We start from the raw sequence: 17,564 nt of genomic DNA on the forward strand, positions 1-17,564 counted from the left end.
TCAGCTCGCTTATTATTAGGCAATTAGACTTCAAATTAAAATAAGCTACTCTATACCTAGGATAAATATCACCTTACTCTAAGTCAATCTAGCTTTAATCCGAATATAATTTGGCTACAATCCAGCGAAAACCACATTTATTTCATCGAAAACGCAATTTACTGTGAGATGACTGCAACATTATCTTTTCGTTGCCTCTAATTTGCAAGAGCAAATTTGGTAGGATTACAAGCGAAAAAGGAATGACTCATAGTTTAGTTAATATCAAAACACTAGTAATAACTAAACTTTTAAATATTCTACTAATTAAATAGACTATTTGAAAATCGTATATATGGCCAAAAAAAAGAGGGCCGAAGCCCTCTTTAATATCTAACCAAAAAATTTAGAATCAGCTATACTGCTGTTCGTAGTATGACTGATAGGCACCTGAAGTAACCCTTTCTAACCACTCCGTATTATTTAAATACCACTTAACGGTATCTCTTATTCCTTCTTCAAAAGTGATGGAGGGTTTCCAGCCCAACTCTTTTTCTACATAGGATGCATCAATGGCGTACCTAAAATCGTGTCCTGCTCTATCCGTAACATAGGTTATCAGCTTTGCTGAAGTTCCCTCAGGTCTACCCAACTCTTCATCCATTATTTCGCACAGCAAATGAACGATATCTATATTTTTCCATTCGTTGTGGCCACCGATATTGTAGGTATCACCAGACTTACCTTTATGGAAAACGGTATCAATAGCAATTGCATGATCCACAACCCATAACCAATCTCTTACATTTTCACCCTTACCGTATACAGGAAGCGGCTTATTGTGTTTGATATTATTAATCATGAGCGGGATGAGCTTCTCTGGAAATTGGTAAGCCCCGTAATTATTAGAGCAATTTGAAAGCACCACATCCATACCATAGGTATTTTGATATGCCCTTACGAAATGATCCGAAGAAGCCTTGGAAGCTGAGTAAGGGCTTTTTGGCTCATAGGGGGTAGATTCGGTGAAAAATCCATCCTGTCCTAAGCTACCATAAACCTCATCTGTAGATACATGGTAAAAGCGCCCTTTGTGATTACTTTTTTCCCAACTCTTGAGTGCCGCGTGCAATAGGTTTGCTGTTCCAAGCACATTTGTCCTAACAAATACCAAAGGGTCTGTTATAGATCTATCTACATGACTCTCGGCTGCCAGATGAATAACATCCGTTATCTGCTTCTCTTGAAACAACTGGTTTAGGAATTCCAAATCACAGATATCCCCTTTAGAGAACTCGTAATTAACGGCAGATTCTACGTCTTTAAGGTTTTCTAGATTTCCTGCATAAGTAAGGGCATCTAGGTTAATGATTTTATAATTGGGGTATAGATTTACAAAGCGACGCACAACATGCGACCCAATAAAACCAGCTCCACCTGTGATTAGAATCGTCTTTTCCATTACAGACACCAGTAATCTATATTATTAAAAGTTCTTCCGCGATAAACGCTTTTTATATCCACCAATATACCATCGGTTGGCATTAGTTTAAGGAAGTAATCTTCAGATAAGTTAATGTACTCTTGATGCCCCACACAAACGATAACTGCATCATATTTACCTTTTGGCTCTGGCTTTAACACCATTCCATACTCGTGCTGTACCTCTTCGGCATCCGCATGCGGGTCGACTAAATCTACGTCTACACCAAAGGAGATTAACTCCTTATAAACATCTACCACCTTTGAGTTTCTGATATCGGCTACATCCTCCTTAAAAGTTGCTCCCATTACCAGAACACGAGAACCTAGGATATTTTTATCCTTTGCGATTATCTTCTTAACGGTTTGTTTCCCTACATAAAACCCCATGGAGTCGTTTACATATCTCCCCGAGTTTATCACCTTAGCGTGGTATCCAAGTTGAGCCGCTTTATGCGTTAGGTAATATGGATCCACACCTATACAATGGCCACCTACTAAACCTGGGCTGTATTTATGGAAATTCCATTTGGTTCCAGCTGCTTCAAGCACATCGTGGGTATTGATCCCCATTCTGGAGAAAATTATCGAGAGCTCGTTTACTAGTGCAATGTTTAAATCGCGTTGTACGTTTTCGATAATTTTACCTGCCTCGGCAACTTTAAGGCTAGTAGCTCTGTGAACTCCAGCATCTACCACCATTTCATAAACCTTGGCTACTTGATCCAAAGCCTCATCATCGGAACCGGAAACAATTTTCTTAATGGTTCTAAGTGTATTCACTTTGTCACCTGGATTGATGCGCTCTGGAGAATATCCTACTTTAAAATCTACTCCAAACTTTAATCCAGACTCTTCCTCAATAACAGGGATACAATCTTCCTCGGTACAACCTGGATAAACCGTAGATTCAAATACCACATAATCTCCCTTTTTAATAACCTTTCCAACGGTTCTAGAGGCAGAAATAACGGGTCTTAAATCTGGTAGTTTTTGCTCGTTTATAGGAGTCGGAACCGCTACAATATGAAAATGAGCTTCTTTCAGCTTCTCAATATCAGCAGTAAACTCAATATCTACACCTTCGAATGCTTCGGGGCCCAACTCTCTGGATGGATCTATCCCTTTGCGCATCATATCAACGCGCTTCTGGTTGATATCGAATCCTATTACAGAAATATCTTTTGCAAACTCAATGGCGATAGGTAATCCAACATAACCTAAACCAATTACAGATAGCTTTGCCTCTTTGTCTTTTAGTCTATCGTAAATCTTTTTTTCCATTGCTTAAAAATTCGCCTCCCCGGCCTTATACATTCGCTCTATAATATCTACCACCTTCAAGCCCTCAAGCGCATTGGTAGTAGCATTTGTTTTTCCATTTAGGGTATCAACTACATTTTCGAATATGTAATTGTGATTTGCCGCAGAACCTTTGTAAGCACCGTAATCGTTAGCAGGATTTGCCTCTGGTAACTCTGGCATTTCATACCCTTCAATTTCGCAGTACTCGACTTCGTTCATGTACTGTCCTCCGATTTTAATCGTTCCTTTTTCTCCAATAACGGTTAAGGAAGACTCGAAATTCTTGTTGGCTACTGCGGTTGAGAAATTAAGACAACCCAACCCACCATTTACAAATTCGAAATGAATCATACCTGAATCTTCGAATTCTGTTGAGTGCTTGTGTGTAAAGTCTTTAAATTTAGCCTGGATGTTGTCTATATCTCCAAACAGCCAGTACATAATATCTATAAAGTGAGAAAATTGCGTGTAAAGGGTTCCGCCATCTAGAGACTTCACTCCTTTCCAGCCGCCTTTTTTATAGTACCTATCATCTCTATTCCAGTAGCAATTGATTTGTACCATGTGAATATTACCAAGCAATCCTTGCTCCATAACATCCTTAATCCAAACCGATGGTGGTGAATAGCGGTTTTGCATAACGCAAAACACCTGTTTATGCACTCTAAGTGCCTTAAAAATAACCTCTTCGCAATTGGCCTTAGACAAGCCCATGGGTTTTTCAACCACCACATGCTTTTTATGATCTAGCGCTATGTTAGCTTGCTCTGCATGCAAACCATTAGGCGTGCAGATACAAACTACATCAATATCCTGATGCTTAGCCAACAACTCATTCATATCTGCATAGAATGGAACCTGATATTTTTCAACATCCAATTCCGATGCACTTTTCACATCACAAAGAGCAATTAACTCTGCATGATCCTGCCTGGTAATCATTTCGGCGTGACGCTTTCCTATGTGTCCACATCCGATAACGGCAAATTTTATGGTCTTCATCTCCATTATTTCACTCTTATTACCTTGTTATTTTCAAGGCGATATTCTTGTCCAGACTCCGGACAGGTTGCTAAATTATTTTCAAAGTTAAGTCGATGACCAAATTCAGACACCCAACCTATTTGTTTGGCTGGATTTCCTACCAATAGAGCGTAATCTGGAACTTCTTTAGTTACCACTGCTCCTGCGCCAATTAGGGCAAACTTACCTATGGTATTCCCACAAATAACGGTGGCATTCGCTCCAATAGAAGCTCCTTGCTTTACTAGGGTTTCTACGTATTGGTCGCGCCTTACAATTGCCGATCTAGGATTTACAATATTGGTAAAAACCATTGAGGGGCCTAGGAAAACATCGTCTTCGCAAATTACGCCTGTATATATGGATACATTATTCTGAACTTTTACATTCTTACCCAACTTAACACCTGGAGAAACGACAACATTCTGACCTAAATTGCATTTATCTCCCAAAACCGAGTTGGGCATAACATGCGTAAAGTGCCAAATTTTAACACCCTCTCCAATACTACAACCTTCGTCGATAACTGCAGTTTCGTGCGCGTAATAGCTCAATTTACTTCCTATTAAAATTTTTGAAATCGTGTTCCTTCTTGTACCACTCGGTTTTTGGTAGTTGCTTAAAGTAATCGTAGGTAATTTTTAAGCCCTCGGCTCTTGAAACCTTTGGAGACCAATCCAGTTTTTCTTTTGCAACATTAATATTTGGCTGACGTTGTGTAGGGTCGTCTTTTGGAAGTTCTTTGTAAACTACCTTTTGGTTGGTTCCCGTTAGTTTAATGATCTCATCCGCAAATTCCTTAATGGTAATTTCATCTGGATTACCAACGTTAACTGGTAAATCATAGTCGCTAAATAGCAAACGATAAATACCTTCTACCAAATCATCTACGTAACAGAAGGATCTCGTTTGAGAACCATCTCCAAAAACGGTAAGATCTTCACCTCTCAAGGCTTGTCCAATGAAAGCAGGTAAAACGCGACCATCGTTTAAGCGCATGCGAGGACCGTAGGTATTAAAAATCCGAACAATTCTAGTTTCTACTCCATGGAATCGATTATAAGCCATAGTAATCGCTTCTTGAAAGCGCTTGGCTTCATCATATACTCCACGAGGTCCGATAGGATTTACATTCCCCCAATAATCCTCAGTTTGAGGGTGGACCAAAGGATCTCCGTAAACCTCGGAAGTTGAGGCCACGAGAATTCTGGCATTTTTCGCCTTCGCTAACCCTAAAAGATTATGCGTACCTAATGATCCAACTTTTAAGGTTTGGATAGGAATTTTTAGATAGTCGATGGGACTTGCTGGCGAGGCAAAATGAAGGATGTAATGTAATTCACCTGGAACGTGCACAAAATTAGACACGTCGTGATTGTAAAAAGTAAAATGTTTATTTCCGAAGAGATGCTCGATATTACTTAGGTTTCCGGTAATAAGATTATCCATCCCTAACACCTCGAAACCGTCTTTAATAAAGCGATCGCACAAGTGCGAACCTAAAAATCCAGCAGCTCCAGTTATTAATACACGCTTCATTGTTCGATTATAGAGGCGCTAAAGTAAGAATTAAGATCAACAGGGCTTGTTAGCAACAATTTATTTCGACCAGAATAACTTTGTTGCTTTTTTCGCAACTTCTCGCCCAGAAATTTCAAAAAACATGGCCAGCAATAATAAAGCGTTGAGCACGCTGATTACCGTTTTCTTTTTTTGGGGATTTGTAGCCGCCTCCAACACCGTATTAATAGGGATTTTTAAAGAAAATTTCAATCTCTCCCAGTTCGAATCGCAATTAGTAGATCTGGCCTTTTACGGCGCTTATTTTATTGGTTCTCTTATCTACTTTATTCTCTCTAAAACCTCTGGAGACCCATTGAATAAGATAGGCTACAAAAGGGGGTTAATATTGGGGCTTGTAATTTCTGCCCTCGGATCCTTTTGCTTTATTCCCGCCGCCAAACTGGGTAGTTACCCCCTTATGTTAGGAGGATTATTTGTAGTGGGACTTGGTTTTGCCTTACAACAAATTGTGGCCAATCCTTTTGTTATTGCGCTGGGAGAAGCCAAAACTGGGTCGCACAGAATTAATTTAGCCGGTGCCATCAACTCTCTTGGAACCACCATAGGCCCATTACTGATATCCTACGCTATTTTTGGTGCTATAACAGCCAGCGTTGATGTATCCATTAGTAAAGTACAAATCCCTTATACCATACTCGCCGTTGCCTTTTTACTAGTTGGATTATTTATCTATCGATCTAATTTACCTGAGGTAAAATCGGAAACCGATACTACAAAAGGTCTTGGAGCACTTAGCTACCCCCAGCTTATTTGGGGAATGGTTGGAATCTTCGTTTACGTTGGAACAGAAGTAACTATTCAAAGTAATTTGCCTGCGTTGTGCAAGGAGCTATCTGGATTGGAAACTAAAGATTCGGTACATTTAATTTCATTGTATTGGGGTTGTTTAATGGTGGGACGCTGGGCCGGATCGGTACAAGTATTTAAACCTTCGGCAAAATGGAAATACCCCTTATTTATCGCAGCACCTTTTCTAGCCTATGCCTTGGTGGTAATTGTAAATTTGATTAAAGGTAGTCCAATCGACGATTTCTTAAGTTTCCTACCCTTTATTATGGGAGCGATATTAATGTTTATCGCAACCAATAATAAACCAGCGAGAACCATGTTTGTGTTTGGACTTCTCGGGGCAGCCTGCATGACCGCTGGATTGATTGCAAGTGGTATGATGGCTGCGTATTTCTTTATTGCAGGTGGACTTTTTTGCTCTGTTTTATGGCCCTGTATTTTTTCCCTCTCCTTGGCTGGACTTGGAAAGTACACTACTCAAGGTTCTTCGCTCTTAATCATGATGATTTTAGGTGGCGCTATCATCCCACCAATTCAAGGAGCGATAGCAGATAATTTAGACCATATCCAAGCCAGTTATATGGTACCGCTTATTGGCTTTTTAATTCTCGCATTGTATGGATCCTTCGTCCAAAAAGCTTTGGTAAAGCAAGGAATAGATTACGATCAGGAAATTAAGTAGAAATAGCAACGAGGGGGAAGACGATTTTAAAGCAAGCCCCTTCGCCTTTTTCAGATTGCACCCTAAGAAATACATCGTAAGGAGCAAGTAGCTGCTGACTAAGTGCCAATCCCATTCCCGAACCACCCTCTTTCATTTCATGGAACATAGAATACATGTCGAACATTTTCCCTATTTCATTTTCATCCACACCACTTCCATTATCCTTAAAACAGATAGCTCCAGAGTGGTTTCCTGGCTCAAAATAGATTTCTAGCTTACCCTTTTCTTTATCGTTGTATTTGATGGCATTTGTCATCAAATTCAACACCACCTGGTGAAAAGGTAAATCTGCCACATAAACCTGAGGTAGTGGGGTTTTTACAACTTCAAAGTGCTCAGGAATTTCTAAAATTTCCAATACCTTATCGAGTGATTTATTTGGATCTATCCATTCCGCAGGTTTCTCATCTATAGATTTAAAATATTCGATGATTTTAAGAAGCATACCTAATGTTCCAGATGTCTTCTTATCCAATACATCCATTATGTACCGAGCATCATCATTACCCAAATAATCTGGATCGCTTTTTAATAGTTCTATAGTAGAAGAAATATTTTTCAGCGGTGCTTTTAAATCGTGAGTAAGTACATAATTAAACTGCTCTAATCTTTCCTTTGCCTTTTCGAGTCGTTCTTTTTGTTCATCAATTTTCCTTAACTGCGTAAGTAAACGAGTTGAAAAAATATAGAACATAAACATAGACGTACCTATAGTAAGCACCGTGTTTACTTGTGCAATTAATCTCAAAACCTCCTCATCAAGGGCTATCCACGGGCCTATATGCTTTGCATAGAACTCTATAAAAAACCAGATAGGAAGGCCTATTCCCACCAATATCCATCTCTTAATTCCTGCATCTCCCTCGAAAAAAATCAAGGGCATCCCAACAGCTGGAATTAGGTAGATATAGGTATTGGACTCATAGCCTATAAGTGGAGTAAGAAAAATGATGGTTAGGTATGCATTTATGGCATATGCAAGCTTTGCAAATTCTGCTTTTCCCTTCTTAGCAAGTATGGCAATAATTCCAAAACTAAAAATGAGTTCCCAGAGAAACCACATCAGTTTTTGAGGATAATCGACAATAAACCCTACTAAGATGTGAGTAACTCCAATAAAGACGGTGAACAAACTAACATTGTAAACCACCACATACCTCTGGCTATCAGCACTCTGCGGTCCTGACTTAAAAAAGGATAAAGCGTTCACGAACTTTTTCAAAAGGGACGGGAAATTTTAAGTGAATCTACGTTCTTTGGTCCATTCTTGGTTTAAACTATTCTTTAAATAATAAAAAAAGCCCGATGGATAACTCCAACGGGCTTTAATCTTTAATATTATTTACAACTAGTGTGCATTCACTAAATCCATAGATCTTCCAATGCTTTCGTAGCTATAACCTAAATCTCTCATTCGGTCTAACTCGTACAAGTTACGACCATCAAAGATTACTTTTTCCTTCAATTTCCCTGAAATTTTCTCAAAATCAGGATTTCTAAATGCACTCCATTCGGTAGCAATTAATAAAGCATCAGCTCCATCTAGCGCTTCGTACATGCTTTCGGCGTAGCTAATTTTATCTCCAACTAGTCGCTTAACATTGTCCATAGCCTCAGGATCATAAGCCTGAACTTTAGCTCCCCTTTCTACCAGAGCATCTATCATATACAAAGCTGGTGCCTCGCGAATGTCGTCGGTATCAGGCTTAAATGCCAATCCCCACATCGCAAAGGTTTTTCCTGCTATATCTCCGCCATAATGGGCATCTACCTTTTCTATTAATCTAAGTTTTTGCTTTTCATTGGTTTCCATAACCGACTCCAAGATCTTAAACTCATAACCGCTTTCTTTTCCTGACTTTGCTAGCGCTTGAACATCTTTCGGGAAACAAGAACCTCCGTACCCAATTCCTGGGAACAAAAATCGAGGTCCAATTCTGGTATCTGTTCCAACACCTCTACGAACCATATCTACATCTGCCCCTACCTTCTCACAGAAGTTGGCAATTTCATTCATGAAGGTAATCTTGGTGGCTAAGAATGAATTAGCTGCATACTTGGTAAGTTCTGCAGATTTTTCATCCATAAAGATGATAGGATTTCCCTGACGAACGAAAGGCTTATAAAGCTCTTCCATTACTTTTCTAGCCTTCTCTGATGAAGTTCCAACTACCACTCTGTCTGGTTTAAGGAAATCATCCACCGCAAATCCTTCCCTCAAGAATTCCGGGTTTGAGACCACATCAAACTGCACCGAAGTCTTATCCTTAAGTACGTTGGTAACTTTTTCGGCCGTACCTACTGGCACGGTAGATTTATCTACTATTACTTTATAATCTTGAATAATTCCACCAAGATCTTCGGCCACCTTTAAAATGTAGCTTAAGTCAGCAGACCCATCCTCACCTGGAGGTGTTGGTAAAGCCAAGAAAATAATTTTGGCATCCTTTACCGCAGAAGCTAGGTCCGTGGTAAAATGCAGTCTTCCTTGCTTTATATTTCTTTCAAAAAGCACATCTAAATGAGGTTCGTAGATTGGAATTTCTCCACGCTGCATTGCAGCTACCTTTTCCTCATTAATATCAACACAAATTACTTCGTTACCAGTTTCTGCAAAACAGGTTCCTGTTACCAGTCCTACATATCCAGTTCCAACTACTGCTATTTTCATTTTAAAAATTTAATCAAGGTTTCAGAAATAAAGCTTACCGTGCTTTCCTCTAATTCGCTATGCATTGGCAATGATAAAACTACATCGGTTAAATCATTGGTATTTTTTAGATGAGATTCATCTGTTGTTAAATGTTTGTATGCCTCCTGCCTATGAACAGGAACAGGGTAATATAACATGGCTGGTATACCGTGCTCACCTAAATGAGCTATTAATCCATCGCGATTAACCCCAGTTAGTTTTAAAGTATACTGGTGAAACACGTGCGTTGAATAATCTGCTCTTTTAGGAGTAGAGATTTGCTCGTACGGAGCAAAAGCTTTGTCGTATAAATCGGCCGCATTTCTTCTAGCATCGTTGTATCCATCAAGATGAGGAAGTTTTACTCTTAAAATGGCAGCTTGGATACTATCTAATCGGGAGTTTACACCAACCAAGCTGTGGTAATATCTTACTTCCTGACCGTGGTTGGCTATTTTTCTAATAACCGTTGCCAGTTCGTCGTTATTGGTAAACAACGCTCCACCGTCGCCATAGCAACCTAAGTTTTTGGAAGGGAAAAATGAGGTGGTTCCAATATCTCCTATTGTACCTGCCTTGGCCTTTTTTCCATCTTTAAAAATATAATCCGCTCCAATGGCTTGCGCTGTATCTTCAACAACTGCAAGATTATGTTTCGACGCAATACTTAAAATTCCTTCCATTTCAGCACATTGCCCGTATAGGTGAACAGGAACAATAGCTTTGGTTTTTGGCGTAATTGCTTTTTCTAGAGCGCTTAGATCCATGGTAAATGTATCTGGATCAACATCTACAAAAACAGGAACTAATCCAAGTAGAGCGATAACCTCAACGGTTGCTACATAGGTAAAACTAGGAGTAATTACTTCATCACCAGGCTTCAACCCCAAGCCCATCATTGCAATTTGCAGGGCATCGGTTCCATTTGCGCATGGAATTACGTGCTTAACTCCTAAATAATTGGCTAGTTCATCCGAAAACGCCTTTACTTCTGGTCCATTTATAAATGCAGTAGATTCAACTACATCGATAATTGCTTTATCTATTTGCCCCTTAATTTTTTGGTATTGAGAGGCCAAATCCACCATGGGTAAACCCTTCATGAAAGGAATATTTAAATTTGGGGCGAATATACATAATAAAGCGCCCCATAATCGGTTCTTTTTGCACCGCAAAATTCTAGAAATGATAAAGAAAATAGGTCTAGTTGCCTCTTTAATTTTTATTACTGCTACTGTATTTGGACAGGATACCAAAGCATCAAAAACTGAGAGTTTCCCCGAAATTTCAATCAATTTCGGAACCTTCATCCCAGCTGCAGATTACGATGAATACTTTGGTACTCATTTTCAAATCGGAGGAAAATTCGCATATAAAACCCTACAAAACACAAAGTTCGGATTGGAAGGGAATTTTGTTTTTGGGAACAGAGTGGATAGTGAAAACATGCTGAAACATGTTAGAACTAAAAACAATGAGATTATTGATGAAGACGGGCAGTTGGCCACCGTACTTTTCTTTCAGAGAGGATTTCATTTTCTGGCAACTGGTGGGAAAATCTTCCCTAAGATCTGGGGACAAAACAGCAACTCGGGCTTAACCGCAGAATTCGGATTGGGTTACATGCAACATAAAATACGAGTTGAAAACCAAAATAATAGAGTACCCTTTATTGACGGGGAATATGAAAAGGGGTATGACAGGCTAACAAACGGACTCGTATTAAAGCAATCTATTGGTATAACCCACTACAGCAATAACAAACTGGCAAATTTTTATGTCAATTTTGAGATGTACGAAGGATTTACCAAAAACAGAAGGGACTACAATTTCGATTTAGATGGTCCAGACAAAAGAGCGAGATTAGATTTGGCCTTTGGAATTAAATTTGGCTGGATATTCCTCCTTCAATCAAGAATTTCTAACGAGTACTATATCGATTAAGCTTGCAGATTTTGCACCATATTGCCGTATGCCTTTATGGCTTTGCTATTAGATTGGTAAGCCCTTTTAATTCTAAAGCAAGAACTTGGATTCACGGGAGAAAAAATCAATTTCCCAAAATAGCAGCCACTGCAAAGCAAGGCAACCCTGCTATTTTTCACTGTGCTTCCCTAGGCGAATATGAACAGGCCGTCCCACTAATTAAGGAGTATCATACGGCCCATCCTGACACCCCAATATGGGTGAGTTTTTTTTCTCCCAGCGGTTTCGAAAACGCAAAATTATTGCCCTGTATAACCTTCAAGTTCTACCTGCCACTGGATACTACAGGGAATGCAAAAAAGTTACTAAAAGCTGTTCGGCCCGTAGTTTTTGTATTTGTTAAATACGATATCTGGCCCAATCTAATCAGTATCCTTTCTAAAGAAAATATTCCATTTCATTTGGTAGCCGCCCACTTTAAGGCAAAACAAATCTACTTTAAACCCTGGGGTGGATATTACCGCCAAACCCTTAGAAGGTTTAATTCCATTGGGGTTCAATTCAAAGAGAACCTTAAACTAATTGACAAAATATACGAGAAGCCCTATCACATGGGCGATACGCGATTTGAGCAGGTACTATCTACTGCAAACACGAAATGGGAAGATGAATACATCGCCGAATTTTCTAAAAATAGTTTTACCATCATTTTTGGAAGTTGCTGGGAACCAGAACTGGAAATTCTATCCAACTTCGTTAAAAACAATCCAAACCATTCATTTAAATTTATCATAGCGCCGCATCGTGTAGACCCTGAGTTTATAAAGTATATCCAGCAAAAATTGGGGAACGTCATAAACATCCATTCAAAACAAAGCGATTGGGAAAGTAATTTATTGCTTATTGATAGCATAGGTATTTTAAAATATGCCTACCGATATGCAGACTTTGCCTTTGTAGGGGGAGGTTTTAGGAATAAAGTTCACAATATTTTAGAGCCATTGGCATATGGTATCCCTGTAGCTACAGGTCCAAAACACTCCGATTATCCCGAAGTTAAATCTGCCAACCACCAAGGAGTGCATTTTGAAATTTCAAACGCAACAGAGTTCAGCTCCTTAACATCCAAAAAAGAAGAATTAAAGCAGCTGAAGCCCTTTTGTACCGATTGGATTATAGACAATACTGGAGGAGCGGTTAAAGCTATGTCCAGAATTGCCGTCCTGAAATAGTGAATTCACTTATCGATGAATTTGTGTCGTTAAACTAAAACTCTGTATCGTTAATCCTGTTATACTCCATGTTTACTCCCAAATAGAGTTACTTTATAGTAAACGAAGAGTTATGGTTGTATTCAATTCCCTCCAACCGGAGAAAGCATTTGAGATATCGGAGAAAAACGAAATATTGTTAAGCAGGCTTAAGCACTTGTTCAACCATCACTCGTTCTTAAATTATTTAGTAGTTCATTCGGAGGATGACGAACACTTACTACGATATTCAACTCTCAATCAGCCCTACACCGACCCAGAGTTTCTTTCTTTAATTGTAAAGCCCAAGAGATTCAAAATCAATGCAGTTGACCACATTCTAAAAACAGGTTCTGCGACAATAAATCATTTACCTATTACTCGTCGAGATATTCACCGTGCATATAGAATTCCAGACATCCAGTCATTTCCCAAGTTTTCTGAAACGGACTTTACGAAAGAGTTTTATAGAGAAGATTTTAGTACACCCTGCATAGCAGAGGCTAGTATAAAAATGGGGTTGACCTACGATAGCCACGTTACTATTGTTCCCGAAGAAATGGTGCTACTCAAATTCAGAATTGCATTTTTAGCCTACGATCAAATAGGCCACAACAGACTGACCTCACCAATGCTGAGCATAGTGGATGCCATTCAACCTATGGATTTTAAAGTAGAACGAACCACTCGTAAAGCTATGTAGTTACTAGGGTTGAATCTGACTTGGGTTTAAACTCTTTAATGAAAGCTATAGTCGCCGCAACGCAGGAAAGAATTGGCGCTACAATCCCACCTAAAATCGGGATAAAAAACAAAAGGGAAAATACCGTACCAATTCCAACCGATAGTCCCATATTGGATCTAATTATCCGAACACTTTTAGAATAGGAATATCTATACCTCTCTGAGTTATAGTCTAGGAATGAAAATCCGTAGAAGTATGCGGCAATGAAGAAAATTACAATAGGGTAAAAAGGAGCGAAAACAGGTAAAAATATTGAGACTACTAATAGCACCAAGGTTGCTGCATATTCAAGAAATAGATTTCGAAGCGCAATTACTATCCCACGAAGCACATCCTTATATAACTGTGGTAATGAAAAGGGAAACTGCCTACCGGTTTGATGGGTATCAACCCGCTCGGAAATGATTGCTAAGACTGGGGAAAGAATAATAAAAACAATGTACTTGTTAACGATATAATAGGTGTAAAAGAAAAGCACCTTAAATACGATCCAGACCAAATAAAACACAACCTTATCTAAAAAGCCATCAGGAGTGTCCTGGTCCCATAATAATGCCTTTAGCGTTTCAACCGTCCATTCGGTTAAACCCGTAATAAGCGTTGCACCACCCCACAATATTCCTATTGCCAATAAAATGGGCCAAACAAAATAATGCCATAAACCGTGCTCTCGAATATGCTGGTACGCCAATTTATGACTTCTTACCCCTAATAAAAACTGCTTTGTAAATCGGTTCATGTGTAATTATAATCGAATTGTGTTCGTGTCCCCGCCAATTATAATAATTTTGCCAAAAGTTAATCGAGAGTTATGACGGAAAGCTTAAACGCTTTATCACCATTAGACGGAAGATATAGAAGAGGAACGGAAGAGCTAAGAAAGTATTTTTCAGAAGCAGGACTTATTCGCTACAGAGTAAAAGTTGAAGTTAGATACCTAATTGCCCTAATAGAAGCAAAGGTTCCAGGATTAGAAAACATCGATCCAAGCTCAATAAATAAACTGGTTGAATGGGGTGAAAACCTCCAGGAAAATGACCTTATCCAGGTTAAAGAAACTGAGAAAGTTACCAACCACGATGTAAAGGCAGTAGAGTACCTTATTAAAGCAAAACTGCAGGATTTAAATCTTTCTCAAATCGAAGAATTTGTTCATTTTGGACTTACTTCTCAAGATGTAAATAACACCAGCGTACCATTATCTATAAAGGATTGCCACGAGGAAGTAGTAGTTCCAAAAGTTAATGAGCTACTGAATCTTTTAAGAGATCTTGCTAAAAAATGGAAGGATATTTCCATGCTAGCACGTACGCACGGACAACCTGCAAGCCCAACAAAATTGGGTAAGGAAATTATGGTGTTTGTTGAGCGTATCGAAAAGCAATTAAAGAACCTTGAAACCATTGCTTTCGAAGCTAAATTTGGTGGAGCTACCGGAGCATTTAATGCGCATCACATTGCCTATCCGCAAATTAACTGGGTGGATTTTGGAAACAAATTTGTAGCTGAAAAGCTAGGACTAACACGTCAGCAAACCACAACACAAATAGAGCATTACGATAACCTTGCAGCTTACTTTCAGGGGTTGATGCGAATCAACACCATCATTGTAGATTTAGATCGCGATATGTGGACCTACATCTCCATGGACTACTTCAAACAACAAATTAAAAAGGGAGAAGTAGGATCTTCGGCAATGCCTCACAAGGTAAATCCAATAGATTTTGAAAACAGTGAAGGAAACCTTGGTTTAGCTAACGCAATTTTCGATCACCTTTCTAACAAATTACCTGTTAGTAGACTCCAACGAGATCTGACCGATTCAACCGTTTTAAGAAACATCGGAGTTCCAATGGGACACATGATCGTAGCAATAAACGCAACCTTAAGAGGACTTAATAAGGTTATTGTAAACGAGGATAAAATAAGATTTGATCTAGAGCAGAACTGGGCGGTTGTTGCCGAGGCTATCCAAACTGTTTTAAGACGAATTGGTTACCCTAAACCCTATGAAGCTTTAAAAGATCTTACCAGAAATAATACGGTAATAAATCAAGATAGTATTTCGAATTTTGTGGATGGACTAAACATCAATGAAGAACTTAAAGCAGAACTAAAACAAATTACTCCTTGGAATTACACTGGAGTAACCTTGGTGTAATGAATCGATTTCAATTTGTATTCAGCAAGCTTAAGCCCTACAAACTCCATGTAGGGCTTAACATCTTTTTCAACCTCCTCACCTCCCTTTTTAGTTTATTTTCTTTTGCATCCATCATTCCTTTTTTGGACATTCTATTTGGTGGAAAAACCGAGCTTCTACCCCACCCTGGTGAGTTTGAGTTTTCGTCAGATTATATCCTCGGTTTACTTAATCATCACATTGCTCAATTTATCTCGGAACAAGGAAAAATGGAGGCACTCCTTTATGTGTGCTTCTTTATTGTTTCCATGTTTATAATGAAAAATATTTGCCGCTACTTTGCTTTTTACCACATGGCTCCTATCCGAAACGGAGTGGTAAGGGACATTAGAGAGAGCATACATCAGCGCATGCTTAAGCTTCCCATATTTTATTTTTCTGAGGAAAGAAAGGGAAATCTTATAACCAAAGTTACTAGTGATGTTACCGAAATAGAGTGGAGTATAATAGGTTCTTTGGAAATGATTTTCAGGGATCCCATTACCTTCATTATTTACCTCGGGACTATGTTCCTAATGAATTGGAAACTGACGCTTTTTGTATTAATTCTTCTGCCCATTTCGGGAATAATTATTTCCAGCATTGCGAAAAAATTAAAGAAAGCAGCGCAACAAGGTCAAAACAAACTGGGAGAAGTTATTTCTATAATTGAGGAGTCGCTAAGTGGAATGCGCATTCTTAAAGCCTTTAACGCTGAAGAGCAACAGCACGATAAGTTTAACAAGGAAAACAACCATTACTATTCGCTAATGGTTAAGCTTTTCAGAAGACAATATATGGCTTCACCAATCTCCGAAGTCCTTGGAGCCACTTCGCTTGTTGTTGTCTTGTTTTATGGTGGGAATTTAATTCTTAACGACACCTCCAATTTTGATGGAGCATTCTTCGTAACCTTTCTGATTATTTTCTCACAACTCATCCCGCCAGCAAAGTCCTTTTCTGAGGCCTTCTTTAAGCTGAAAAAGGGTATGGCGTCGGCCAATAGAATTAACGAATTGTTTTTGGCGGAAGAAGAACCTGTTGTTAAAGGGAAAAATCTTCCTTTGAAGGAGTTCAATAGCTCAATAGTACTTAAGAATTTAAACTTTAAATACCCCAACGGAAAAACGGCTCTTAAGCAGTTAAATCTTGAAATTAAAAAAGGGGAAACTGTTGCTTTGGTTGGACAATCGGGATCGGGGAAAAGCACATTAATCTCATTACTTCCCGCCTTTTTCCCAGTTGAAAAAGGGCTTATTTTACTTGATGGAACTTGCCTAACAGATTACAACCTAAGAGACCTTAGAAAGCTTTTCGGCATAGTAACTCAGGATGCCATTTTATTCAACGACACCATTGCAAACAACATTGCAGTGGGGAATCCTAATGCAACCAGGGAGGAGATTGAGCAAGCAGCAAAAATTGCGAATGCCCATGAGTTTATCAGCTCATTTGAGAACGGTTACGACTACAGAGTTGGAGATGGTGGTACGAAATTATCTGGCGGACAAAAGCAACGAGTTTCTATCGCGAGAGCCATATTAAAAAATCCACCCATTTTATTATTGGATGAGGCCACCTCTGCACTTGATACGGAATCGGAAAAACTGGTTCAAGACGCCCTTACCAAGTTAATGCAAAACCGCACCTCCATTGTTATTGCCCATCGCTTGTCTACTATAAATCAGGCCGACAGAATAGTGGTAATGCACGATGGGGAAATAGCGGAAATAGGTACCCACAAAGAGCTGCTAGATAAGAAAGGGAAATACTACAATCTCCATACCCTCCAGCAGCTGTAAACCGGTGAATAACTTTGTTAAAAGGCAATTTTCAGCAAAAGAATAATCGGTCTACAAATCATTAATTTAGCAAAAAGCTTT

General features: G+C 39.1%; 15 protein-coding genes. 6 read left to right on the forward strand and 9 right to left on the reverse strand.

The window, feature by feature from the left end:
* Positions 1-391 precede the first annotated feature (391 nt).
* The 5 genes from rfbB to FRX97_RS04025 are packed head-to-tail and all read right to left on the reverse strand — an operon-like array spanning position 392 to position 5,328.
* Positions 392-1,441 (reverse strand): dTDP-glucose 4,6-dehydratase, encoded by a 1,050-nt coding sequence (gene rfbB / locus FRX97_RS04005; RefSeq protein WP_147013642.1) that lies wholly within the window; start codon positions 1,439-1,441, stop codon positions 392-394.
* Entirely contained in the window at positions 1,441-2,745 is a 1,305-nt protein-coding gene (locus FRX97_RS04010; RefSeq protein WP_223266557.1) for a nucleotide sugar dehydrogenase, read from the reverse strand. The genes rfbB and FRX97_RS04010 overlap by 1 nt, the downstream gene beginning before the upstream one ends.
* 3 nt (positions 2,746-2,748) lie before the next feature.
* Positions 2,749-3,768, reverse strand: a complete 1,020-nt coding sequence (locus tag FRX97_RS04015) for a Gfo/Idh/MocA family protein (RefSeq protein ID WP_223266558.1) — start codon at positions 3,766-3,768, stop codon at positions 2,749-2,751.
* A 5-nt stretch (positions 3,769-3,773) separates the two neighbouring features.
* Complete coding sequence (locus tag FRX97_RS04020; protein ID WP_147013647.1) at positions 3,774-4,343, reverse strand: acyltransferase; 570 nt, start codon at positions 4,341-4,343, stop codon at positions 3,774-3,776.
* 1 nt (position 4,344) lies between these two features.
* Positions 4,345-5,328: a UDP-glucuronic acid decarboxylase family protein gene (locus FRX97_RS04025; protein WP_147013649.1), complete on the reverse strand. Its 984-nt coding sequence runs from the start codon at positions 5,326-5,328 to the stop codon at positions 4,345-4,347.
* A gap of 46 nt (positions 5,329-5,374) precedes the next feature.
* Here FRX97_RS04025 and FRX97_RS04030 point away from each other — a divergent pair, with 46 nt between their 5' ends.
* Positions 5,375-6,844, forward strand: coding sequence for an MFS transporter (locus FRX97_RS04030; RefSeq protein ID WP_223266559.1), 1,470 nt, complete (start codon positions 5,375-5,377; stop codon positions 6,842-6,844).
* Here FRX97_RS04030 and FRX97_RS04035 read toward each other — a convergent pair.
* From FRX97_RS04035 to FRX97_RS04045, 3 genes are all read right to left on the reverse strand, one after another.
* A complete protein-coding gene (locus tag FRX97_RS04035; RefSeq protein WP_147013651.1) occupies positions 6,837-8,108 on the reverse strand; it encodes a sensor histidine kinase in 1,272 nt (423 codons plus the stop codon). The two genes, FRX97_RS04030 and FRX97_RS04035, sit on opposite strands and share 8 nt — an antisense overlap.
* A gap of 126 nt (positions 8,109-8,234) precedes the next feature.
* Entirely contained in the window at positions 8,235-9,557 is a 1,323-nt protein-coding gene (locus tag FRX97_RS04040; RefSeq protein WP_147013653.1) for a UDP-glucose dehydrogenase family protein, read from the reverse strand.
* A complete protein-coding gene (locus FRX97_RS04045) occupies positions 9,554-10,681 on the reverse strand; it encodes a DegT/DnrJ/EryC1/StrS family aminotransferase (RefSeq protein WP_147013655.1) in 1,128 nt (375 codons plus the stop codon). The genes FRX97_RS04040 and FRX97_RS04045 overlap by 4 nt, the downstream gene beginning before the upstream one ends.
* Positions 10,682-10,763: 82 nt before the next feature.
* Between FRX97_RS04045 and FRX97_RS04050 the strand changes: the two genes are divergently transcribed.
* From FRX97_RS04050 to FRX97_RS04060, 3 genes are all read left to right on the forward strand, one after another.
* Positions 10,764-11,522, forward strand: coding sequence for a hypothetical protein (locus FRX97_RS04050; protein ID WP_147013657.1), 759 nt, complete (start codon positions 10,764-10,766; stop codon positions 11,520-11,522).
* Positions 11,523-11,524: 2 nt separating this feature from the next.
* A complete protein-coding gene (locus FRX97_RS04055; protein ID WP_147013659.1) occupies positions 11,525-12,736 on the forward strand; it encodes a 3-deoxy-D-manno-octulosonic acid transferase in 1,212 nt (403 codons plus the stop codon).
* A 112-nt stretch (positions 12,737-12,848) separates the two neighbouring features.
* Positions 12,849-13,457: a hypothetical protein gene (locus FRX97_RS04060; RefSeq protein WP_147013661.1), complete on the forward strand. Its 609-nt coding sequence runs from the start codon at positions 12,849-12,851 to the stop codon at positions 13,455-13,457.
* Here FRX97_RS04060 and FRX97_RS04065 read toward each other — a convergent pair.
* Entirely contained in the window at positions 13,450-14,238 is a 789-nt protein-coding gene (locus FRX97_RS04065; RefSeq protein ID WP_147013663.1) for an EI24 domain-containing protein, read from the reverse strand. The two genes, FRX97_RS04060 and FRX97_RS04065, sit on opposite strands and share 8 nt — an antisense overlap.
* Before the next feature lie 72 nt (positions 14,239-14,310).
* On the opposite strand from FRX97_RS04065, the gene purB reads away from it, so the two are divergent.
* Together purB and FRX97_RS04075 are read left to right on the forward strand one after the other, a co-directional pair.
* A complete protein-coding gene (gene purB / locus FRX97_RS04070) occupies positions 14,311-15,660 on the forward strand; it encodes an adenylosuccinate lyase (protein WP_147013665.1) in 1,350 nt (449 codons plus the stop codon).
* The gene (locus FRX97_RS04075; RefSeq protein WP_147013667.1) at positions 15,660-17,483 is read left to right on the forward strand and encodes an ABC transporter ATP-binding protein; all 1,824 of its coding nucleotides are present in this window, start codon (positions 15,660-15,662) and stop codon (positions 17,481-17,483) included. Before purB ends, FRX97_RS04075 begins: the two co-directional genes overlap by 1 nt.
* Positions 17,484-17,564 lie beyond the last annotated feature (81 nt).

It is taken from the genome of Luteibaculum oceani (assembly GCF_007995015.1).
Taxonomy (GTDB): Bacteria; Bacteroidota; Bacteroidia; order Flavobacteriales_D; family Luteibaculaceae; genus Luteibaculum; species Luteibaculum oceani.

Bases quoted from the DNA above. Each gene is read 5' to 3' on its own strand.
- rfbB (WP_147013642.1), bottom strand. From the start codon at position 1,441: ATGGAAAAGACGATTCTAATCACAGGTGGAGCTGGTTTTATTGGGTCG.
- FRX97_RS04010 (WP_223266557.1), bottom strand. From the start codon at position 2,745: ATGGAAAAAAAGATTTACGATAGACTAAAAGACAAAGAGGCAAAGCTA.
- FRX97_RS04015 (WP_223266558.1), bottom strand. From the start codon at position 3,768: ATGAAGACCATAAAATTTGCCGTTATCGGATGTGGACACATAGGAAAG.
- FRX97_RS04025 (WP_147013649.1), bottom strand. From the start codon at position 5,328: ATGAAGCGTGTATTAATAACTGGAGCTGCTGGATTTTTAGGTTCGCAC.
- FRX97_RS04040 (WP_147013653.1), bottom strand. From the start codon at position 9,557: ATGAAAATAGCAGTAGTTGGAACTGGATATGTAGGACTGGTAACAGGA.
- FRX97_RS04045 (WP_147013655.1), bottom strand. From the start codon at position 10,681: ATGAAGGGTTTACCCATGGTGGATTTGGCCTCTCAATACCAAAAAATT.
- FRX97_RS04050 (WP_147013657.1), top strand. From the start codon at position 10,764: ATGATAAAGAAAATAGGTCTAGTTGCCTCTTTAATTTTTATTACTGCT.
- FRX97_RS04060 (WP_147013661.1), top strand. From the start codon at position 12,849: ATGGTTGTATTCAATTCCCTCCAACCGGAGAAAGCATTTGAGATATCG.
- FRX97_RS04065 (WP_147013663.1), bottom strand. From the start codon at position 14,238: ATGAACCGATTTACAAAGCAGTTTTTATTAGGGGTAAGAAGTCATAAA.
- purB (WP_147013665.1), top strand. From the start codon at position 14,311: ATGACGGAAAGCTTAAACGCTTTATCACCATTAGACGGAAGATATAGA.
- FRX97_RS04075 (WP_147013667.1), top strand. From the start codon at position 15,660: ATGAATCGATTTCAATTTGTATTCAGCAAGCTTAAGCCCTACAAACTC.